The 22,217-nt window shown below is 58.7% G+C and carries 18 protein-coding genes; 13 read left to right on the top strand and 5 right to left on the bottom strand.

Annotated features, from left to right (window positions below):
• The first annotated feature begins 31 nt into the window (after positions 1 to 31).
• The 9 genes from AB4Z23_RS05330 to AB4Z23_RS05290 all read left to right on the top strand — a co-directional run bounded on the left by AB4Z23_RS05330 (position 32) and on the right by AB4Z23_RS05290 (position 11,559).
• Entirely contained in the window at positions 32 to 976 is a 945-nt protein-coding gene (locus AB4Z23_RS05330; RefSeq protein ID WP_003511005.1) for an ABC transporter permease, read from the top strand.
• Positions 973 to 1,791: an ABC transporter permease gene (locus AB4Z23_RS05325; RefSeq protein ID WP_013761618.1), complete on the top strand. Its 819-nt coding sequence runs from the start codon at positions 973 to 975 to the stop codon at positions 1,789 to 1,791. The genes AB4Z23_RS05330 and AB4Z23_RS05325 overlap by 4 nt, the downstream gene beginning before the upstream one ends.
• Positions 1,788 to 3,422, top strand: a complete 1,635-nt coding sequence (locus AB4Z23_RS05320) for an ABC transporter ATP-binding protein (protein ID WP_112192086.1) — start codon at positions 1,788 to 1,790, stop codon at positions 3,420 to 3,422. The genes AB4Z23_RS05325 and AB4Z23_RS05320 overlap by 4 nt, the downstream gene beginning before the upstream one ends.
• Positions 3,423 to 3,435: 13 nt before the next feature.
• Positions 3,436 to 4,278, top strand: coding sequence for a serine hydrolase (locus AB4Z23_RS05315; protein ID WP_026330689.1), 843 nt, complete (start codon positions 3,436 to 3,438; stop codon positions 4,276 to 4,278).
• 29 nt (positions 4,279 to 4,307) lie between these two features.
• Positions 4,308 to 5,852 (top strand): ABC transporter substrate-binding protein, encoded by a 1,545-nt coding sequence (locus AB4Z23_RS05310; protein WP_162690576.1) that lies wholly within the window; start codon positions 4,308 to 4,310, stop codon positions 5,850 to 5,852.
• A gap of 127 nt (positions 5,853 to 5,979) precedes the next feature.
• The gene (locus tag AB4Z23_RS05305; protein WP_113291571.1) at positions 5,980 to 7,422 is read left to right on the top strand and encodes a M20 family metallopeptidase; all 1,443 of its coding nucleotides are present in this window, start codon (positions 5,980 to 5,982) and stop codon (positions 7,420 to 7,422) included.
• A 360-nt stretch (positions 7,423 to 7,782) separates the two neighbouring features.
• A complete protein-coding gene (locus AB4Z23_RS05300) occupies positions 7,783 to 8,712 on the top strand; it encodes a sugar ABC transporter substrate-binding protein (RefSeq protein ID WP_003510994.1) in 930 nt (309 codons plus the stop codon).
• Between the two features lie 241 nt (positions 8,713 to 8,953).
• Positions 8,954 to 10,495: a sugar ABC transporter ATP-binding protein gene (locus AB4Z23_RS05295; RefSeq protein WP_003510992.1), complete on the top strand. Its 1,542-nt coding sequence runs from the start codon at positions 8,954 to 8,956 to the stop codon at positions 10,493 to 10,495.
• 32 nt (positions 10,496 to 10,527) lie between these two features.
• Positions 10,528 to 11,559, top strand: coding sequence for an ABC transporter permease (locus tag AB4Z23_RS05290; protein WP_113291570.1), 1,032 nt, complete (start codon positions 10,528 to 10,530; stop codon positions 11,557 to 11,559).
• Positions 11,560 to 11,657: 98 nt separating this feature from the next.
• Here AB4Z23_RS05290 and AB4Z23_RS05285 read toward each other — a convergent pair whose 3' ends face one another.
• Positions 11,658 to 12,413, bottom strand: a complete 756-nt coding sequence (locus AB4Z23_RS05285; RefSeq protein ID WP_080801247.1) for a gamma-glutamyl-gamma-aminobutyrate hydrolase family protein — start codon at positions 12,411 to 12,413, stop codon at positions 11,658 to 11,660.
• Between the two features lie 304 nt (positions 12,414 to 12,717).
• Between AB4Z23_RS05285 and AB4Z23_RS05280 the strand changes: the two genes are divergently transcribed.
• Positions 12,718 to 13,815, top strand: coding sequence for a TRAP transporter substrate-binding protein (locus tag AB4Z23_RS05280; protein ID WP_003510986.1), 1,098 nt, complete (start codon positions 12,718 to 12,720; stop codon positions 13,813 to 13,815).
• 313 nt (positions 13,816 to 14,128) lie between these two features.
• On the opposite strand, the gene AB4Z23_RS05275 is transcribed toward AB4Z23_RS05280, so the two are convergent.
• The gene (locus AB4Z23_RS05275) at positions 14,129 to 15,610 is read right to left on the bottom strand and encodes a TRAP transporter large permease (RefSeq protein ID WP_003510985.1); all 1,482 of its coding nucleotides are present in this window, start codon (positions 15,608 to 15,610) and stop codon (positions 14,129 to 14,131) included.
• A 32-nt stretch (positions 15,611 to 15,642) separates the two neighbouring features.
• Entirely contained in the window at positions 15,643 to 16,182 is a 540-nt protein-coding gene (locus tag AB4Z23_RS05270) for a TRAP transporter small permease subunit (RefSeq protein WP_003510982.1), read from the bottom strand.
• Between the two features lie 415 nt (positions 16,183 to 16,597).
• Here AB4Z23_RS05270 and AB4Z23_RS05265 point away from each other — a divergent pair, with 415 nt between their 5' ends.
• The gene (locus AB4Z23_RS05265) at positions 16,598 to 16,822 is read left to right on the top strand and encodes an aa3-type cytochrome c oxidase subunit IV (RefSeq protein WP_003510978.1); all 225 of its coding nucleotides are present in this window, start codon (positions 16,598 to 16,600) and stop codon (positions 16,820 to 16,822) included.
• Positions 16,823 to 16,904: 82 nt separating this feature from the next.
• Positions 16,905 to 17,438 carry a hypothetical protein gene (locus AB4Z23_RS05260; protein WP_413373049.1) on the top strand — a complete coding sequence of 178 codons (534 nt, stop codon included), beginning with the start codon at positions 16,905 to 16,907 and terminating at the stop codon, positions 17,436 to 17,438.
• Positions 17,439 to 17,499: 61 nt separating this feature from the next.
• Here AB4Z23_RS05260 and AB4Z23_RS05255 read toward each other — a convergent pair whose 3' ends face one another.
• Complete coding sequence (locus tag AB4Z23_RS05255; protein WP_003510975.1) at positions 17,500 to 18,753, bottom strand: NAD(P)/FAD-dependent oxidoreductase; 1,254 nt, start codon at positions 18,751 to 18,753, stop codon at positions 17,500 to 17,502.
• Between the two features lie 332 nt (positions 18,754 to 19,085).
• Between AB4Z23_RS05255 and AB4Z23_RS05250 the strand changes: the two genes are divergently transcribed.
• Positions 19,086 to 20,822: a methyl-accepting chemotaxis protein gene (locus AB4Z23_RS05250; RefSeq protein ID WP_065659559.1), complete on the top strand. Its 1,737-nt coding sequence runs from the start codon at positions 19,086 to 19,088 to the stop codon at positions 20,820 to 20,822.
• 69 nt (positions 20,823 to 20,891) lie between these two features.
• On the opposite strand, the gene AB4Z23_RS05245 is transcribed toward AB4Z23_RS05250, so the two are convergent.
• Complete coding sequence (locus AB4Z23_RS05245; RefSeq protein WP_162685975.1) at positions 20,892 to 22,211, bottom strand: LLM class flavin-dependent oxidoreductase; 1,320 nt, start codon at positions 22,209 to 22,211, stop codon at positions 20,892 to 20,894.
• Positions 22,212 to 22,217: the final 6 nt, after the last annotated feature.

Here is a 22,217-nt window from a genome sequence, read left to right as displayed (position 1 = left end):
CACGTTCCCGGCCATCAATCGTGGGGAACCGATGATAAGATTCATACTGAGCCGTCTTTTGATGGCGCTGCCGACGATCGCCTTTGTGTCGATCACGGTCTTTGCGCTCATCCGCTTCATTCCGGGTGATCCGGCCGCCCTGATGCTGGGCGACATGGCGCAACCGGAACAGATCGAGGCGATGAGAACAGAGCTTGGTCTCGACAAGTCCATGCCGCAACAGTTCGTCATCTGGGCGGGCAATGTGGTGCAGGGCGATTTCGGCCGGTCCATCGTCAACGACGAGGCAGTATTGCCGCTGGTCGTGTCGCGGTTCCTCGTCAGTGCTGAGATCGTCGTCGTCGCCGTTCTGCTGGCCAGCCTGATTGCGGTTCCGGCGGGTGTGATCGCCGCCTGGAAACAGAACAGCCTGACCGATCTTGCACTGGTTGGAACGGCAACCCTGCTTTTGTCCATACCGACATTCTGGCTCGGGCTTCTGCTTCTGCTGTTCTTCGGTCTAAAGCTCGGCTGGCTACCGGTGCTGGGATACGTATCGATCAGCGACAATCTCGTTGGCGGCATGCTCTATCTTGTCCTGCCTGTCATGACGCTGGTGATCCACGAAATGGGTGTTCTGATCCGCATGGCCCGCGCCTCCACGCTTGAAGTGCTGCGGCTGGATTACATTACCCATGCCCGCGCCAAGGGACTTTCGGAGAGTGCCGTCCTCTGGCGGCACGCCTTCAAGAATGCCTTTGGTCCGACATGGACAATGATCGGCCTCATCCTCGGCAATCTTCTCGGCGGCATCGCCGTCATCGAGACGGTCTTTACCATTCCGGGGCTCGGGCGGCTGATGGTCGACAGTATCTTTGCGCGTGACTACCCCGTCATACAGGGCTGCCTGCTGTTCGTTTCCCTGTCCTACGTGCTGGTCAATCTCTTCGTCGACCTTCTTTATCCCCTCTTCGATCCGCGTGTGGTTGCCGAATGAAAAAGTTCACACTCAACGGGCTTATCGGCGGCGTTCTCATCGGCCTCCTGCTCATCACCGCCATTACCGGCCTGTTCTGGACGCCCTATGATCCGATGAAGCTCGGTTTCGCCTCGCGGCTGGCCGCGCCCGGTCCCAGCCATCTTCTCGGCACCGACGAATTCGGGCGCGATGTTCTCAGCCGCCTGATGGTCGGCGCGCGTGCCAGCGTCTGGATCGGCTTCCTGACGGTCAGCTTCGCGACGATCTGCGGCACTCTGATCGGTCTTGTCAGCGGTTATGCGCGCGGCTGGATTGATGGCGTCATCATGGCCATCAACAATGCGCTTCTCGCTTTTCCCGGCATTCTCCTGGCGCTTGGCCTTCTCGCGGTCTTTGGTGCCAACCAGTACGGCATCATCTTTGCGCTCGGCATCGCCTACACGCCATCAATGGCCCGCGTGGTGCGTGGCGCCGTATTGTCGCTGCGTGAGCGCGAGTTCATCGAGGCATCGCTGGTGATGGGCAATGGCGAGATCTACACCATGTTCCGCCACATCCTGCCCAATTGCATCGCGCCGATCACGGTGCTTGCCACATCCATGTTCGGCTGGGCAATCCTCTCGGAAAGCGCACTGTCCTTCCTCGGCCTTGGCGTGCCACCGCCGGCCCCCACCTGGGGCAACATGCTGGCCGCTGGCCGGCCCTTCATCCAGCAGGCCGTCTGGCTCGGGCTTTTCCCCGGTCTCTGCATCGCGCTGACACTGCTCGGCATCAATCTTCTGGGGGATGCCCTTCGCGACAGGCTTGACCCGCGCATGAGAGGTCTCAAATGACGGACAATACTCTTCTTACCGTGCGCGGCCTTTCGCTGGAGGTCGCGGGAAGCGGCCACCGGGTAGTCAAGGATGTTTCCTTCGATATTGCGCCTGGCGAAATCTTCGGCATCGTCGGTGAAAGCGGATCGGGAAAGACGCTGGCCACCCGCGCACTCATCTCGCTTCTGCCCCCGGCAATCGCCGTCACCGGTGGATCGGTCATCTACAAGGGAAGGGACGTGATGTCCCTGCCGGCAAGGGAACTTCGTCGCCTGCGCGGCGCGGAAATCGGCGTCGTTTTCCAGGAGCCGATGACCTCTCTCAATCCGTCGATGACGATTGGCCGGCAGTTGGAAGAAGGCCTGATCCTTCACACCAAGTTATCGCCGGAAGAGCGCCGCGAGAAAATTCTCGAGATGCTGAGACGGGTCGGTATCCGCGATCCCGAAGGGGCGCTTGCTGCCTATCCGCATGAGTTTTCCGGCGGCATGCGCCAGCGCATCATGCTGGCCTCGGTCATGCTCCTGAAACCGGCGCTGCTGATCGCCGACGAGCCGACGACGGCGCTCGATGCCGTCATCCAGCGCGACGTCATGGAGCTGATGGTCGAACTGACACGGGCGGAGGGAACAGCCGTCCTTCTCATCAGCCATGACCTGCCGATGGTGGCCCGCTATACGAGCCGTATCGTGGTCATGGAGAAGGGCGCGATTGTCGAACAGGGGCGAACCGAAGACCTGCTCGATGCGCCGCAGCATCCCTATACGAAAAAGCTGCTTTCCTCTTTGCCCTTCCGGGGCGAGCCGCGTGTCGTCGACACCAGCAAGGCGCCGATGATTTCAGCCCGAGACATTGTTGTCGATTATGCCGGACGCAAGTCACTGCTGAAGAAAGCCAAGCCGAAGCGGGCGCTGCATGGGGTCAGCATCGATATTCACGAAGGTGAGGTCGTGGCACTGGTCGGTGGCTCCGGCTCCGGCAAGACCACGCTTGGCCGCACCATTGCCGGTCTCGTAAAGGAAAGCGAAGGGCAGATCCAGTTTCAGGGGCGGGAACGCAAAGAAGACTGGAACGACTATCGCCTGAATTGCCAGATGGTGTTTCAGGATCCCTATTCCTCGCTCGATCCGCGAATGACCATTCAGGCGCTGGTGGAGGAGGCGTTGCGTCTCGTCCCAGGCCTGGATCAGGCTGCCAAGCGCAAGCGGGCGCTGGAAACGCTGGAAGAGGTGGGGCTCGGCGCAGACTATGCCAGCCGTTATCCGCACGAGCTTTCCGGCGGCCAACGCCAGCGCGTGGCGATTGCCCGTGCCATTGCCCGCCGTCCGCGGTTCCTGATCGCCGACGAACCGGTTTCCGCCCTTGACGTGACGGTGCGGGCGCAGGTGCTCGATCTCTTTTCCGATCTGCAGAAACGTTACGGCTTTTCCTGCCTGTTCATCAGCCACGATCTCGGCGTGGTCGAACAGGTGGCCGACCGTGTCGTCGTCATGCAGGACGGCCGTATCATCGAAGAGGGCGACCGCGACACGATTTTCGACAGCCCGAGAGAGGCCTACACACGCCGGCTCCTCTCGGCCATTCCCGCCCTCGACCAGAACGAAAAGGGCGGTGTGACACTCAAATGGCGTCTGGAAGAAGAAGTTTAACAGGAACATGACAATGACTGTGGCTGCCCAACTGAATGCTATCTGTGATGCACAGCCTTTTGTGACGCGCTTCATGGTGCGCAATCTCCTGACCGGCGAAGAGATCGGACGGGGAGAAAACGAGGAGACCCCATCGGGCAGCACCCGCAAGACGTCGATCATGATGGCAGTGCTCAAGGCTGCCAGCGAAGGGCGGCTCGATCTCGACCAGCCCGTCACCTATGAGAAGAGGCTGGCGGAAGAGGTGGCCAGCGGCATGTTCCGCTATCTGACGCCAGGCATCGTAATTTCCCTGCGCGATGCGCTCGCCGGCATGATGGTGCTGAGCGACAATGTCTGCACCAAGATGGTGCTGGAGCGGCTGACGCTTGAGGAGGTGGACAGCTATTGCAAGACGCTCGGCATGGCCAATACCCACCACCGTTTCCTCATTCCGCCGTTGGCGCTGGCGGCCGATCATCCGCTGAAGACCGTCACCACCACCTCGGCGGCGGACCAGGTGCTGCTGCTTCAGACCATTCTTGATGCCCAGTCCTCGCCAGAGGCGCAGGCAAAGCTCGGCTGCAGCCCTCAATTGTGCGGCTGGGCAATGCAGACGCTAAAAAACCAGATATTGCGCTACGGAATCCGCTCCCGCCTGCCGTTCGAGGCTGTGGTGGCGAGCAAGAGCGGACGCGGAAAGCGCGGGCGTATGGACGCCGGCATCGTCTACAGAAACGGCGCGCCGTCTTTCATCATCACCGCCTATACCGATGAAGTGCCGCAGGTGATGCCTGACGGCACGCCGGGATACACCATCGCGCTCGAAACGATTGGCCGGCTGGCGCAGGCCTGCTGGGACGGCTTTCAACAATGATAATCAACGACAACAAAGAGGGTAGAACAGTGAACAAACTTCTTCTCGCGGGCGCGGCCCTGCTCGTAACAGCCAATATCGCGGCGGCTCGCGACATCACCATCGCGCAGAGCTCCGATCTGCGCAGCAGCAATCCCGGCGTCAATCGTGACGGCAATACGGACGGGGTGATCCTGCACATCGTCGAAGGCCTCGTCGGTTACAACAATGGCGGCGAAGTAAAGCCGCTGCTTGCCGAGAGCTTCGAGGTTTCGCCAGATGGCCTCACCTATACGTTCAAGCTGCGCGCGGACGTAAAATTCCATAACGGCAAGCCGCTCACCGCAGAAGATGTCGTCTGGAACTGGACGCGCTATCTGAAGCCCGAAACCAAATGGGCCTGCCTGAATGATTTCGTGGAAGGCGGTGCCGCGCATGTCACCGGCGTCAAGGCTACGGACGCCTCCACGGTTCAGATTACGCTTGAAAAGCCGTCAGCCGTTTTCCTCGGCCTGATGTCGCGGCCCGAATGCGGTTATACCGGCATGATCTCGCCGGAATCTGTTGCCGCTGACGGCAGCTTCGTCAAGCCCATCGGCACCGGTCCGTTCCAGTGGAACGAATGGAAGAAGGGTGAATATATCCGCCTCGCCAAATTTGCGGATTATGTTTCGCCTGTGAACGACGGCAAGCCGGATGGCATGGTCGGCTCCAAGCGGCCGCTGGCCGACGGCATCAAGTTCATGGTTATTCCGGACGCCTCGACCGTGAAGGCGGGCCTCGAATCCGGCGTGCTCGACACCGCCGAGATTTCTCCCGATCTCATTCCGGAGTTCAAGACGAATGAGAAGATGCAGCTCATTGTTGCCCGCAACAACGGCAAGAACCTTTTCTATATTCAGACCCGCGACAAGGTGCTGAGCAATCCCGGCGTGCGCCGCGCCATGGCGATGGCGCTTGATCTCGATGAACTGGTCGCCGCCGCATCGAACGGTACGGGCGAAGCCAACGGCTCGATGGTTTCGCAGGACTCGGTCTATTTCGATGAAACCCAGAAGAAGCGTCCGGCCTATGACATCGAGGCAGCCAAGAAGGAACTGGCGGCAGCCGGTTACAAGGGCGAGCCGATCTCTATCATCGCCAACAAGCGCGGCAATGTACCGAGTTTTCCGGCAGCCGTCATGGCGCAGGCCATGATGCAGCAGGCGGGTCTGAACGTACAGATCGAGGTGCTGGACTATGCCACGCAGGTGGATCGTCGCCGTTCCGGCAATTATCAGGTGATCTCGCAGTCTGTCGCGCCGCGTCTCGATCCGGCCCTGATGTATGCATTCTACGTCGGTAACAAGGACAAGAACGCCTCCCTGATGTGGGATGATCCGAAGGCGATCGAGCTGATGAAGGCTGCCTATGTTGAGGCCGACCAGGCGAAGCGCCAGAAAATTTTCGACGAGTTCCACGAACTGATGCTGAAGGAAATGCCCGGCATCTTCCTTTACGACATGGTCGATGTCTGGGGCGCGACCAAGAAGCTCAAGGGTCAGCCGGTCTGGCAGTCGAACGCCCGCCTCTGGGAAGTCTCGGTCGACAACTGATCCAATATTGCCTGCGCCGGAAGCAAAGCCCGGCGCGGGCATTTGCCATCATGACCGTAATGATTTGGCGGCCCCCCGCCGAAGCGTTTGCGTGCGCCCTTAAAGGGCAGGAATGCGAGGACAAGCCATGAACCGTGAAGCCGTGATGTCGATTGCCGCCGAAATCGAGTCAATGAAGCCACATTTCACCACTTTGAGCGACAGCATCTGGGATTTTGCCGAACTCAAATTCGAGGAGAGGCAATCTGCCGGGGTTCTGGCAAACGCGCTTGAGGAGAACGGCTTTGTGGTCCGCCGCGGTGTAGCTGGCATGGACACGGCCTTCATCGGTGAATTCGGCCACGGCAAGCCGGTTATTGCCTTCCTAGGCGAATTTGACGCGCTTGCTGGCATGAGTCAGATGGCCGGCGTGGCTGAGCCAAAACCGCTTGAACCCGACGCCACCGGCCATGGCTGCGGCCACAATCTGCTCGGCGTCGGCTCGCTGATGGCCGCCATCGCACTTGCCCGGCATCTGAAAGCCAACAACCTGCCCGGCACGGTGCGTTATTATGGCTGCCCCGGCGAAGAGGGCGGTTCCGGCAAGACTTTCATGGTGCGCGCCGGTCTGTTTGACGATGTCGATGCGGCTCTGACGTGGCATCCCGCGCCCTTTAACGGCGTACGCTCCACCAACAATCTCGCGGTGCTGGAATATTTTTATCGTTTCAAGGGCGTTGCTTCCCATGCCTCCAACGCCGCCCATCTTGGTCGCTCGGCGCTAGATGCTGTCGAATTGATGAATGTTGGCGTCAATTTCCTGCGCGAACACATGCCGCAGGATTGCCGGGTGCATTATGCGATCACCGATGCCGGCGGCAAAGCGGCAAATGTTGTGCAGGCAAAGGCCGAAGTGCTCTATCTGATCCGCGCACCTGAAATGCGCCAGGCGCTCGATCTCGCAGCCCGTGTGGACAAGGTCGCGCGTGGTGCGGCCATGATGACCGAAACAGAGGTGGAGATCGTCTTCGATACCGCCTCCACCAATCTCCTGCCCAACATCACACTCGAAACGGCGATGCATGAAAACATGGTGGCGCTTGGACCCATAGCCTTCGACGAGGCCGATCAGGCCTTCGCCAAGGTCATTCAGGACACGTTCACGGAAGAGGCGATCAAAAGCAGCATCCGGCTCTACCAGATCAAGGGCGACGTCTTTTCCAACGGGAAGATCGACGGGTCGACGCCGCTGCATCTCGGCCTGCGCGATTTCGAGGGGCAGTCGCATTTTCGTGCCGGATCGACCGATGTCGGTGATGTCAGTTGGGTGACGCCGACAGCGCAATGCTGGACACCCGCATGGGCAATCGGGACCAATCCGCATACATGGCAGGTGGTGGCGCAGGGCAAAAGCCCGGCCGCCCACAAAGCTATGGCACACGCTGCCAAGACGCTCGCATCGACAGGTCTTTCGCTGATGACCTCGCCCGAGCTGCTTGAAAGTGTCAAAAAAGAATGGCTGGAAAAAACCGAGGGCAGTGATTATGTCTGCCCCATTCCGGCGGATGTGATGCCCGGTTTTCACGATTAAGACGTGGCGTCTTTCGCGCCCGTCCAACTCTTCCATTTGTCCGTGATGTTTTATCGCAGGCAGCCCAGCGACTTCCGCGAAAGTGCTCAGCAAGCGCATGAGCCCCCTCCGCCCACGCCAGGGCGGAGGGGGCTATCCCCGTTTTCTCTGAAAACTCCTGATCATCACCGCCTTGTGTGCCGTCTCGCTCCACGACCACGAAGAAAGCATTGACGTTCGAACCAAAAATGGAATAAATATATCGAACAACAGAAATTCGGTTTCATTATTCCGTTTTCTGGATGTGAGGAGTTAGCGGCGGGCTCTCGGGTCCGTTTCCGGCTGGGAGAGGTGGCGCTGGACACCGAGGAGGAGAAAACAATGAAAAAGCTTATTATCAGTGCGGCTATGTCTGTGCTTTTGGGCACGGCGGCACATGCCGAGACCGTCGGTGTTTCGATGGCCCTGTTCGACGACAACTTCCTGACCGTGCTGCGCAACGGCATGCAGGATTATTCCAAGGAGCTGAAGGGCGTCACCCTGCAAGTTGAGGACGCGCAGAACGACGTTGCCAAGCAGCAGAGCCAGATCCAGAATTTCATCGCCTCCAAGGTCGATGCGATCATCGTCAATCCGGTTGATACGGATGCGACGGCGGCCATGTCGAAACTTGCTGCTGAAGCCAAGATTCCGCTGGTTTACGTCAACCGCCAGCCGGTAAACGTGGATTCCCTGCCAGACGGCCAGGCCTTCGTGGCATCGGAAGAAACTGTGGCCGGCACGCTTGAAACCAAGGAAGTCTGCCGCCTTCTCGGTGGCAAGGGCAAGGCCGTGATCATGATGGGCGAGTTGTCCAATCAGGGCGCGCGCATGCGCACGCAGGCCGTTCACGATGTTCTGAAAACCGATGAATGCAAGGGCATTTCCGTGGTTGAAGAGCAGACGGCCAATTGGCAGCGCACGCAGGGTTCCGACCTCGTCACCAACTGGCTGTCCGGCGGTATCGAGTTCAATGCTGTCATCGCCAATAACGATGAAATGGCGATCGGCGCTATCCAGGCTCTGAAGGCCGCGGGCAAGGACATGAAGGAATATGTCGTTGCCGGTGTGGACGCCACGCAGGACGCTCTTGCCGCCATGCAGGCAGGCGATCTCGACGTGACGGTCTTCCAGGATGCGGCTGGCCAGGGCAAGGGTGCTCTCGATGCCGCACTGAAGCTCGTCAAGGGCGACAAGGTTGACAAGAAGGTCTACATTCCCTTCCAGCTCGTTACCCCGGAAAACGTCAAGGACTACGTAGCCAAGAACTGACGACCCTTTACCGGCATTTGCGACCGTTTCAAGCAATATCGGAAGCAAATGCCGGTTCTGGACGGCAGTCGGCGCGTCAGACGCCGAGTTGAACCAGGCTAGAATAGTATTTCAGTGAATTTAAAGTGTTACAGCGCTCTTGTGTGTCTTGATCGGCACGGCGCTGTAAGCCTCCCCGGAGGATGGGCGCCTTTTGGCGAAACCTCTTCCCCGGTCATTTTTGTCTATCGTGGAGGATAAGATGGTCGTCAGCCCATCGACAATGGCCGCCGTGCGCGCCAGCGGCGCCGTGCCCAATGCAGAATATCTTCTCGCAGCGGACGGCATACGCAAGGAATTTCCCGGCGTTGTCGCGCTGGATGACGTTTCGTTCCACCTCAAGCGCGGCACCGTGCATGCGCTGATGGGTGAGAATGGCGCCGGTAAATCGACGCTGATGAAGATTCTGGCAGGTATCTACCAGCCGGATGTCGGAGAAATTCGGCTGAAGGGCGCTGCGATACGCCTCGATTCACCGCTTGATGCGCTCGAAAACGGCATTGCGATGATCCATCAGGAACTCAACCTGATGGCCTATATGACGGTGGCGGAGAATATATGGATTCGCCGCGAGCCAAAAAACCGACTGGGCTTTATCGACCATGGCGAAATGTATCGCCGCACCCAGACATTGCTCGAAAGGCTCGGTATCGATCTCGATCCGGAAATGCGTGTCGGCGAACTATCGGTCGCAAGCCGGCAGATGGTCGAAATCGCCAAGGCGGTTTCCTACGACTCCGACGTTCTCATCATGGACGAACCGACGTCAGCGTTGACTGAGCGCGAGGTGGAACATCTGTTCCGCATCATCCGCGACCTCAGGGACCGCGGTATCGGCATCGTCTACATCACTCACAAGATGAATGAGCTTTTCGAGATCGCCGATGAGTTTTCCGTCTTTCGCGACGGCAAATATATCGGCACCCACGCGTCCACCGATGTGACGCGAGACGACATCATCCGCATGATGGTGGGGCGCGAAATTACCCAGATGTTCCCGAAGGAAGAGGTTCCGATCGGCGATGTGGTGCTGTCGGTCAAGAACCTGACGCTGAACGGCGTCTTCCATGACGTGTCATTTGATGTTCGCGCCGGGGAAATTCTAGGTGTCGCCGGCCTTGTCGGTTCTGGCCGCTCGAACGTGGCGGAAACGGTGTTCGGCGTTACGCCGGCGTCTTCGGGCACTGTGGAAATCAACGGCAAGCCTGTGTCGATCGCAAGTCCAACAGAGGCGATCCGTCACCGCATGGCGTTCCTGACGGAAGACCGCAAGGATACCGGCTGCCTGCTGATCCTAAATATTCTTGAGAACATGCAGATCGCGGTTCTACAGGACAAATATGTCGCCAACGGCTTCGTGCAGGAAAAGACGCTTTCGGAAGCCTGCGACGACATGTGCCGCAAGCTCCGGGTCAAGACGCCCAATCTTTACGAGCGCATCGAAAACCTGTCGGGCGGCAATCAGCAGAAGGTGTTGATCGGGCGCTGGATGCTGACACAGCCACGCATCCTCATTCTGGATGAGCCGACGCGCGGGATCGATGTTGGCGCAAAGGCCGAAATCCACAAGCTGGTTGGCGAGATGGCGCGCAATGGCGTCGCCGTCATCATGATTTCCTCCGAAATGCCGGAGGTTCTGGGCATGAGCGACCGTATCATGGTCATGCATGAAGGTCGCGTGACGGGCTTCCTTGACAGAAGTGAAGCCACACAGGTGAAAGTGATGGATCTCGCATCGCGGTGAGGCGCGCCGGGATTTCTCGAGGAGGAATGACTATGAATACGAACGCCGCCGCCAACGCAGAGTTGGATGCAAAATCCGGACGCAAGCCGCACAGGCGCATACCGCCCGAAGCAAATATATTTTTCGTGCTGATTGGCATCGCGCTGGTTTACGAAATTCTTGGCTGGATTTTCATCGGCCAGAGCTTTCTGATTAACCAGCAGCGCCTGACGATCATGATCCTGCAGGTGTCGGTCATCGGCATCATCGCCGTCGGCGTCACGCAGGTCATCATCACCGGCGGCATCGATCTGTCCTCCGGTTCGGTCGTCGGTCTGACGGCGATGTTGTCCGCCAGCGTGGGGCAGGCCTCCACATGGCCGCGGGCGCTTTACCCGGGTCTGACCGATCTGCCTTTCTTCATGCCGCTGGCTGTCGGCATTCTGGCTGGCGCCTTGGCCGGTTTCATCAACGGGCAGCTTATAGCGCGTACGAAAATCCCGCCCTTCATCGCAACCCTCGGCATGATGGTGACGGCGCGCGGCCTTTCCAAATGGTACACCAAGGGCCAGCCGATTTCCGGTCTGACCGACGGTTTCACCTTCATCGGTACAGGTGTCTGGCCGGTCGTGGTTTTCCTCGTCGTCGCGGTTATTTTCCACGTTGCGCTGCGTTACACCCGTTACGGCAAGTTCACCTATGCCATCGGCGCCAACCAGCAGGCCGCCCGCGTTTCCGGTATCAATATCGAGGCGCATCTGATCAAGGTCTATGCCATTGCCGGCATGCTGGCCGGTCTTGCAGGCGTCGTCACCGCCGCCCGTGCACAGACGGCGCAGGCCGGCATGGGTGTGATGTATGAACTCGACGCCATCGCCGCTGCCGTTATCGGCGGCACTTCGCTCGCCGGCGGTGCTGGCCGTATTACCGGCACAGTGATCGGCACCATCATTCTCGGTGTCATGACATCCGGTTTCACGTTCCTCAGGGTCGATGCCTATTACCAGGAGATCGTCAAGGGACTGATCATCGTGGCTGCGGTCGTCGCTGACGTCTACCGCCAGAAGAAACGCGCAAAACGCTAAGCACTTCTCCTCCCGGACCTGGGGCAGGCTTTCAGGCTTGCCCCTTTTTTTGTCCTATCGACAAGGACCTGAATGGCCTTGGAGGGGAGGGGTCGGTTTCAGGTCTTGCTGTTCCGGTACTCGTGAACTGCCTTGCCAAAAGCTTCGAACAAAGCGCGCGAGGGTGCGTCTGTCTCGGCCCAATATTCCGGGTGCCATTGCACACCGACGGCAAAGCCCTTGGCATCGATGACGGAAACGGCCTCGATCGTGCCGTCTGCCGCTGTCGCCTCCACCTGCAGGCGTGGCGCGGTCTCGGCAATTGCCTGCCGGTGCAGCGAATTGATCTGGATTTCTCCCGACACGCCAAGATGCTGCGCAATGCAGGAGCCTTCGCGCACATGCACCGGCTGGCGGATGGCGAAGGCCACGTCGCGGTCTTCATGTTCCGGCTTTCGGTGGTCCCATATTCCGGGCTGTTCCTGAATTTCGGAAGCAAGCGTGCCGCCCAGCGCGACGTTCAGCTCCTGAATGCCGCGACAGATGGCAAGCATCGGAATGCCGCGTTCCAACGCCCGGCGGATCAGCGGCAGGCTGGTGGCGTCGCGGGCTGGATCGAACGGGCCGTCACTCTCCTGTGCCTCTTTTCCGTAAAGAGAAGGGTGGACATTGGTGGCCGAGCCGGAGACGAGCAGGCCATCGACCCGGTCGAGGATGGCATCGACCTCATTGCCGTCCTCAAAGGCCGGAACGATGAAGGACATGACATCAGCCACCTTCAGCGCCGCGGAAAGATACTGGTTCTGCGCGGCGTGCCAGTCGGCTCCGGTGAAATGCCGGATGTCGGCGGGGACGGCGATAATCGGTTTTGGCATGGTGGCTCCGGGGGCGAATCTTCGAAAATTTGTGCGACTGCCAGCGGGCCAAGTCAAGCATGTGTTTCGTCCTCGGAACGCAATATATGCGGCTAAAGTATAAGGCGGCGTCGCGATATTTCAGTTGCAAATAAAATAGCGAAGAGGCCGCCGAAAAAATCCTGATATGGCTGGTTTTCCGGCAATTAATTCTTGGCGCGGGTGCTTGTCAGCTGGGCGGTAACCGTGCTTACTTTGCTGCGATGCCTGAACAGCACGAGGGGAATTCAAGCTGCGGGCAGCGTTGATATCTGGGAGGATATAGATGGATCGCCGTTCCTTTATGAAAAAAGGTGCGCTGGCGGGGGCTGCTGCGACAGCCTTGGCTGCGCCCGCAATTGCACAACAGAATACCAAGATCACCTGGCGACTGACGTCGTCGTTTCCGAAGTCTCTCGATACAATCTATGGCGGCGCCGAGGATATTGCCAAACATGTGGCGGCCGCTACCGACGGCAATTTCACCATCCAGCCCTTTGCGGCTGGCGAAATCGTGCCCGGCCTGCAAGCAGCCGATGCCGTATCATCGGGTACGGTGGAAATGTGCCATACCTGCTCCTATTATTACGTCGGCAAGGATCCGACCTTCGCTATCGGCACGGCGATACCGTTCGGTCTTAATGCCCGCCTGACCAATTCCTGGTTCTACGAAGGCAACGGCAACAAGCTGCTCAACGAGTTCTACGCCAAGCACAATCTCTACGGCATGATATCAGGTAATACCGGCGCCCAGATGGGCGGCTGGTTCCGCAAGGAAATCAACACCGTCGACGATTTCAAGGGCGTGAAGATGCGCATTGCCGGTCTTGCCGGCAAAGTGGTGGAAAAACTCGGCGTGGTCCCGCAGCAGATCGCCGGCGGCGATATCTATCCGGCGCTGGAAAAAGGAACCATCGACGCTGCGGAATGGGTTGGTCCGTATGACGACCACAAGCTCGGTTTCCAGAAGGTGGCGAAATATTATTATTACCCGGCCTTCTGGGAAGGCGGCCCGGTCATCCATTCCTTCGTCAATCTGGACAAGTGGAACAGCCTGCCGAAGAACTACCAGACGGTGCTCCAGGATGCCTGCGCTTTCGCCAATACCAGCATGATGGCGAAATACGACGCGAAAAACCCGATCGCCATCAAGCAGCTGGTTTCGGAAGGTGCCGTGCTGCGGCCCTTCAGCCAGGAAATCCTCGAGGCCTGCTATAAGGCGGCGTTGGAAGTCTATGCCAATATTTCAGCAACCAACCCGGACTTCAAGAAGATCTACGAGGATCAGGTTGCCTTCAAGCGCGAGGGTTACCTGTGGATGCAGCTTGCGGAATATACTTTCGATACTTTCATGATGATCCAGCAGCGTAACGGCAAGCTCTGATTATTCGGTGCGGCGGACCGGACAAAAGCCTCGGGGACTTCGGTCCCCGGGGTTTTTGTTGTGCCGTCGCGCCTGCATCCGCCCGCCAGGAAAGGGCGATTGACGATTGGGGCTGTCGGAAGCAAAAGCAGCAGGCTCAGTGACCAGGCGCAGTCTCGGCAAGGATTGGCCACGCTGACCTCGGAAAAACCGGACAGGCTGGTCGATGACTGTCAGGTTCAATTTCCACACAGAGTAAATGGAAGGCAGGGGTGCAACCCTGTCTTCCACACAGCAATGATAAGTTCTCCGAAAAATCCGCAAAAGACGCCGGTTAAGGCCCGATCTTCGGTGGTTCACCGAGGTTAGGCATGCCTGGCAACCCACCCGGCTGGCCTCCTGGAAGGCCGAAATTGGGCATGGTGTTGCCGCCCTGATTGCCGAAGGCAGGCACTTCGATCTTGATGGAGTTGAGATCCACCTGGGGTGCTTTGTCCAACCAGTAGGTGACGGATTCCGGCCAGAAGATCACGATGGCGACGAGGATGAGCTGCATGCCGAGCCAGGGAATGGCACCCATGTAGATATCCGAGGTCTTGACCGTGCGCGGCGCGATTGAGCGCAGGTAGAACAGCGCGAAACCGAAGGGCGGGTGCATGAAGCTGGTCTGCATGTTGATGCAGATCAGCACGCCGAACCAGATCAGGTCGATGCCGAGCGCCTGCGCGATGGGTGCGAGCATCGGGATGACGATGAAGGCGATCTCGAAGAAATCGAGGAAGAAGGCGAGAAAGAAGATGAAGATGTTGACGAAGATCAGGAAGCCGATCGGGCCGCCCGGAATGCCCGACAACATGTGCTCGATCCACAGCGAACCGTCCATGCCCTGAAAGACGAGGGAAAAGCAGGTGGCGCCTACCAGAATGAACACCACCATGGACGTGATGTGCATGGTGGAATGCATGCCCTGCTTGACGAGATCCCAGGTGAGGCGGCGGTGGGCTGCGGCCAGCGCCATGGCGCCGACGACGCCGAGCGCGCCGGCCTCCGTTGGTGTTGCAAGGCCGAGGAAGATGGTGCCGAGCACGAGAAAGATCAGCACGATGGAGGGCACCATGCCCGCCAGCACGCGAAATACCAGTGCACGGTTGAGTTCGCCCCGCGCTTCTGGCGGCAAAGCAGGCAAATCCTTCGGCCGCACGATCGACATGAACAGGATGAAGAGCATGAAGATGGCGACTTGCAGGATCGACGGGCCAATCGCGCCGAGATACATGTCGCCCACGGATTTACCGAGCTGGTCGGCAAGAACGATCAGCACGAGCGAAGGCGGAATGACCTGCGTGATGGTGCCGGATGCGGCGATGACGCCGGTGGCGAGGCGCGGATTGTAACCGTATTTCAGCATGATTGGCAGCGAGATGACACCCATGGTGATGACGGAGGCGGCAACCGTGCCTGTGATCGCGCCAAGGATTGCGCCGACGATGATGACGGCATAGGCGAGGCCGCCTGGAATGGCGCCGAACAGCTTGCCCGTGCCTTCAAGCAAATCTTCGGCAAGCCCGCATCGCTCCAGGATCGCGCCCATGAAGGTGAAGAACGGAATGGCGAGCAGCAGGTCGTTCGAGACGATGCCGAAGATGCGCAGCGGCAAGGCCTGAAGGAAGGCCGGCGAAAAATGCTCGGTGAAGATGCCGATGACGCCGAAAACCAGACCGACGGTGGCAAGAGAGAAAGCAACCGGAAATCCGTAGAGCATGAAGATGATCATGCCGAGGAACATCAGTGGCGGAAGAATTCCATATTCGAACATGGGAAATATCCTGAAGGTTCAGATCGCGGCGATCATTGCAGGGGTTTTTCGTACTTCGTATCGAGCGCATAAAGCCCGTTTAGGGCGCCTATGCGCTTGATGAGTTCGGAAAATCCCTGAAGAACCAGAAGGGCGAAACCGGCGAAGATGATGAGTTTCACCGGCCAGCGGATGAGCCCGCCGGCATTGGAGGACATTTCGTTCTGATGCCAGGAAAGCATGAACATCGGCCAGGAAAGCCAGGCCAGATAAAAGCAGGCGGGCATAAGAAAAAGTACGATGCCGATGATGTCCACCCACAGGCGCGTGCGAGACGAGATAGCCCCGTAGATGATGTCCACCCGCACATGTTCATTCATGCGCAGCGTGTAGGAGGCACCCACCAGCACGATGAAGGCAAACATGTACCACTGGATTTCGAGCCAGCCGTTTGAACTATAGTTGAAGGTATAACGCACCATGGCGTTTCCGGCGCTGACGAGGCAGCAGACAAGCACCAGATAACCGGCGACCTTGCCCAGAGCTTCGCTGACAAGGTCGATCAGCGCACTTAATTTCAAAAGCGGTTTCATGACTTTCCCCTCTTCCCTTGCCGGGCCCTTTGCGGGTTATGGTGGCAAGCAAGCCGGTCGGCCATCGTGACGGGCACGCCTCCACGCGTATCCGCACAGCCAAATTCCGGCGTTCCTCCCCACAGAATCCCGTGTATGGGCAGGCTGTCCGAAAAGCAACCGAAACCACTATTAAACCGGCCGTATGGCCGCCGTTTTCAACCGTTTACAAAAGAATGTTGCACGACGGCACGCTTTGCACGGCATACCGTTTGCCCCGCTTGTCATCGATGTTCTTTCGTGTGGAACGCATTGCACTTTTCGCCGACTTCATGTTACCTCTGGCCCCGGAGAATCCGGCATGGGCCCGTTATCGTCCGCAGGGCAAATTGTCTTGTGCGGCGGGTATGGCGGATGGAGCAGAAGGGGAAGCGGAATGAGCGAACACCACACAGGTCCGGTCGAAGTTGGCGCCGAGATGAACTACGCCGAGCATGAAAAGACCTACAACGCTTTTCTTGCCATGACGAAGTATGGCACGATGCTGGTCTGCGTGCTGATGCTGGCCATGGTCGCGGGTTTCTTCACGTCCGTGGGTTTCCTTGGCGGCCTTATCGTTTTCCTCGTGCTTTCGGCTGCGGGTTTCATTCTGCTGCGCTGAACAACGCTGTTCACAAGCGTGTCGCGGCGCGGACGCTGCGATGCCTTGCTACCGGCAAGCCCAAACCCGGAAAGGCGAAGCAATGAAACGCCTGTTTGCCTGGCTGTTATTGCTGGCGGTTATGTCGCATACCGCTTTGTCGCGCGATCTTTTGCCGTCTGAGCAAGACAAGCTGCAAACACAGATAGAGCGGTTCAGCGCCGCCTTGAATGCGCAGGATTTTGATTTTGTCGGCCGGACGGTGCCGCCGAAAATCTTTGAATTCATTGCAAACGACGCGGGTGTTTCCGTCGGGCAGTTGCGTAGCGCTCTGACCACGCAGATGCAAATGGCGCTTGCAGCAGTCAAGATTACCGAATTCACCATGGACACGGCGGCGATCAGTGTGCAGCAGACGCCTGATGGAACACCCTATGCGCTCGTTCCGACGAAAACGGTAATGGAAACTGGCGGCCAGACGATCGAAGCGAAATCCCATACCCTGGCGCTTATAGACGGTACGCAATGGTATTTGCTGCGCGTGAGCGATCAGCAGCAGGTGACGATCCTGCGAAAGGTCTATCCATCCTTCGCCACGGTGGAGTTTCCGGAAGATTCCGTACAGCAGGTGAAATAGCGTGCAGGCGTCCGCTAAACCGTAGAAACTCTAACCGGCTTGAAACCGGATTTCCGCATTGTCAGGAAAAACGCCCCGGACGGAACGGATCGACCGATATTGCGGTCTCCTCGCCGTTTGCCAGTTGCGTCACGAGGCGGGCGGTAGCTGCCGATTGCGTCAGCCCCAAATGACCATGGCCGAAGGCATAGATGACGGAAGGTGTGGTGCGCGCCGTGCCGATGACGGGAAGACAGTCCGGCATCGAAGGGCGGAACCCCATCCATTGCTGGCCGCCTTCAACCTTGAGACCGGGCAGGAAACGACCGGCTTTTTTGAGCATGGCCTCGGATCGCTTGAAATTCGGCTTCAACTCCAGACCGCCCAACTCGACTGCGCCGCCAACGCGGATGCCGGAAGATAGCGGTGTAACGACAAAACCGTGGTCGTTGAAATAAAGCTGGCGCGTGAGGTTGAAGGCGCCGGCGGGCAGGGTGGTGTTATAGCCGCGTTCGGTTTCCAGCGGCACGATGTTGCCAAGTGTTGCGGCAAGCGGCTTGGACCACGCGCCGCAGGCGATCACCACCTTGTCGGCGTCAATCTTGTCGCCGTTTTCCAGGGTCACGATCGTACTTTCGCCGACGGCGTCGATGCGTTCTGCCTCGCCCTTGCGCAGCTTTCCGCCACGGGCGATCACCAGGTCGAAAATGGCACGGGTGAAGTCGTAGGGATCGGAGACCTGCAAGCCATCAGGCGAGAACATGGCGTGGCGGAATTGCGGGGCAAGACCCGGCTGCAATTCGTCTATCTCGTTGCGGGCGACACGCTTGGAAGAGAAGCCTGCCTGTTCCTTTTCATCCCAGTCCTTGCGGGCAGCGTTGAGGCTGGCTTCGCTGTCGTAAAGATCGAGCGTGCCGGTTTTCGCGACAAAGTGCGAGAGCTCCGGCATGGCGGCGACATGGGCCATTTCGGTGGCAGACAGCCGGTTGATCTCGCTGAGCGTTCTCAGGCCGTGGCGAAAGTTGCGCTCAGCGCTGGCGCGCCAGAAACGCCACAGCCACGGCGCGATCTTCGGCGCATAAGCAGGCGGCACACTGAGCGGGCCAAGCGGATCGAAAAGCCAGCGCGGTGCTTTTCTCATGATGCCGGGGGCGGGAATGGGGATGATTTCGGGAAAGGCGAGGATACCGGCATTACCGGAGCTTGCGCCCCGGGCAACTTCACCGCGCTCCAGAAGAAAGACCTCACGCCCGGCATTTTGCAGGTAAAGCGCCGCCATGGAACCGATAATGCCGGTGCCGATCACCAGCACGTCGCATTTCAGGGTTTTGGTCATCGGCGCTCCTGCAACACAAATCTTTCAAGCCCGCCATAACAATGAATGCCGTACCGATGAAAGCCCGTATCGCTCTGCGGCGGCAGAAATATCAGCACTGTGGCAAATAAGCGGTTCTCATCCGGTGAGGACGGGTTGGTAAAGGCAGCTCGGTCTGAAGTATTCTTGCCAACAGTTTCGGTCATTGGACCAATAGTTATGGGTCATCATTAATTGCTATTTAACGGTGTCCGGCTAGGTTCCGCGTACACGCAGACCGATCCTTTATTTTCATCTCTTTGGCATCGAGGAGGAAAGGTCCGCATACAAGTTATTGTTGGGAGTTCAAAGACATGTCTCAATTTTTCAAACTCGGTACGGACGCATCTGCGGTACTTGATGCCCTAAGCCGCTCGCAAGCCATCATTGAGTTCGATCTGACTGGCAAAATTCTGAAAGCGAACGACAATTTCTGCAAGGCGGTCGGCTATCAGCAATCAGAAATCATCGGACGCCCCCATAGCATGTTCCTGTCTCCCGAAGATGCAGCGTCACCCGAATACAAGGCCTTCTGGGCGAAACTCTCACGCGGCGAATACGATCAGGGCCAATATCGGCGGCGGTCGAAAACCGGCGACGACATCTGGATTGAAGCCTCCTACAATCCGGTTTTTCGTTTCGGCAAACCTTACAAGGTGGTCAAGATCGCTTCCGATATCACGGCGACGAAGCGCCGAAGCACCGAGGATAACGGCAAGCTGGCAGCGCTTTCGCGTGCGCAGGCGATGATCGAGTTTACGCCCGAGGGGAAAATTCTCTCCGCGAATGAAAACTTCCTGACAGCACTCGGCTACACGGCGGAAGAGATCATCGGCAACCATCATTCGATGTTTTGTGAGCGTGGCTACGTGCAGTCCGAAGAGTACCGCAATTTCTGGAAAGATCTTAGTAAGGGAGAGTTCTCGACCGGTCAGTTCATGCGGCTTGGCAAGAACGAAAAACGCGTCTTCATCCAGGCGTCCTACAACCCGATCATCGACGAGCGGGGAAAAGTCGTCAAGGTGGTGAAATTCGCCTTCGATGTAACGGACCGCGTGCATGCGGTGGAAGAACTGGGCGCTGCGCTTGAGCGTCTTTCCCAGTGCAACATCCGCGTCACGCTCGACAAGCCTTTCGTGGGTGAGTTCGAGGGGCTGAGACGGGATTTCAACAAGTCCATCGCCGAATTCCAGAAAACCCTGGAAAATGTTCTTGGGCAGACCGATGACCTGACCAGAAGCAGCCAGGAAGTCAGCGAAGCCTCTGTTCATCTCGCCGAAAGATCGCGTGAGCAGGCCGTGGCGCTGGAGGAAACCTCGGCGGCGCTGGAAGAAATCACCGCGACCGTACGGGCATCGACGGAAAACACCAAGGAAACCCGAAAACTCGTTCAGAGTGCGCGGACGTCAACGGCGGCTTCCACCGAAGTCGTTGGGCGTACCGTCAACGCCATGCAGCGCATCGAGACGGCATCGCGGGAAATCAGCCAGATTATCGGCGTTATCGACGAAATCGCCTTCCAGACCAACCTTCTTGCCCTGAATGCGGGCGTCGAAGCCGCGCGCGCGGGCGATGCGGGCAAGGGTTTTGCGGTCGTGGCACAGGAGGTGCGCGAACTTGCGCAACGCTCCGCCAGTGCCGCCAAGGAAATCAAGGCGCTCATCAACAATTCCGGCACCGAGGTTATGGAAGGCGTGCGGCTTGTTGGCGAGACGGGTGAGGCGCTGAAGCAGATCGATGCGCTGGTGAAGCACATTGACGGCAATGTCGATATGATCGCCAAGGCCGCCGATGAACAGGCCTTAGGCATCAGCGAAATCAACCGTGCAGTCAACCAGCTCGACCGGATGACGCAGGAAAACGCGGCGATGAGCGCGCGCACGACCGCCATTAGCGCTACCCTTGCCCAGGGTGCGGATGTGCTGGCGCAACTGGTCAGCCTGTTCAAACTGAACCGCCGCGCGACCCAGCGCGACGACGGGGCATCCATTTCATCCAACTCGTCGCGGACGAGCCACAGTGTGAAACTGTCGGGAAGGAAAGCAGCCTGACGGATCGGCGACAGCCTGCTTCCACGTGAGCCTCTTGTCATGCGGATGCCCGTCGCCGGGCATCCGTTTTTATGCCCGCAGGGCAGGCCTGTTGATGCCGAGATGGTCGCGCAACGTCGAGCCTTCGTATTCCTTGCGGAACAGGCCACGTTCCTGCAAGAGCGGCACGACTTCGCGGTTGAATTCTTCCAACCCGCCGGGGAAGAAGGGCGGCATGACGTTGAAGCCGTCGGCCGCGCCGTTCTCGAACCACTCCTGCATGCGATCCGCCACGTCCTTGGCCGTGCCCATGACGATATGGTGGCCACGACCAGCTGCAACGCGCAGCGCCAGTTCCCGGATCGTCAACTTTTCGCGGCGCGCCAGTTCGGTCAAAAGTTCGGCGCGGCTGCGCAACTGGTCTGAAATAGGGAGGTCCGGCAGCGGGCCGTCGAGATCATACTCGGTAAGGCTATGGCCGATGCGTTCCTCAAGCAACGGCATGGCGCTCTTGATATCGGTCCAACGGTTCAGCTCCTTCAGCTTTTCGCCGGCCTCTTCGAAGCTCTTGCCGATGATGGGCATGAAACCGGGCATCACGGCGACGCTTGATGGATCGCGGCCGAATTTCTCCACTCGCGCCTTTAGGCTGGTGTAGAAGGCCTGCGCCTCGGAAATGGCCTGCTGGGCGGTGAAGACGATATCGGCAGTGCGGGCGGCGAGATCCTGCCCCGGGCCGGAGGAGCCGGCCTGAATGAGAACCGGGTGACCCTGCGGCGAACGCGGAATGTTCAGCGGACCCTTCACCGTGAAATATTTGCCTTCGTGATCGAGAATATGGACCTTCTGCGGATCGACGTAGCGGCCGCCTTCCTTGTCCTTGACGAAGGCGTCGTCGTCCCAGCTGTCCCACAGGCCACGCACGACGTTCACATATTCTTCCGCAACGGCATAACGCTCGTCATGCTCGGGATGGCTCTTGGAGAAGTTCGCCGCCGTGCGGGCATAGGAGGTGGTAACGATGTTCCACGCCGCACGCCCGTGGCTGAGATGGTCGATGGAGGCGAAGGCGCGTGCGGTGTGGTAGGGCTCACCATAGGTGGTGGAGGCGGTGGCGGCCAGTCCAATCTTGTTTGTCACCATGGCAAGCGCCGCAAGCAGGGTAAGCGGCTCGAAACGGGCGATCATCGAGGGATGGGCGTCGACGCCGCTTGTGAGGCCATCTGCCAGAAAGACCATGTCAAACTTGGCATCTTCGGCCATTTTCGTGACACGGGTCAACAGGTCGAAATTCTCGCTGCCGGCTTCCGCATCCGGGTGACGCCAGCCGGAAACGTGGTGGCCGGCTCCTTGCAGGAACAGGCCAAGATGCATCTGTCTTTTGCGGGTATTCGTGGTCATGGTGATCATGCCTTT

This window comes from Agrobacterium sp. MCAB5, from assembly GCF_052114365.1.
In the GTDB taxonomy this organism is placed as follows: Bacteria; Pseudomonadota; Alphaproteobacteria; order Rhizobiales; family Rhizobiaceae; genus Agrobacterium; species Agrobacterium tumefaciens.
This window is presented reverse-complemented; position numbering and strand designations above follow the sequence as displayed.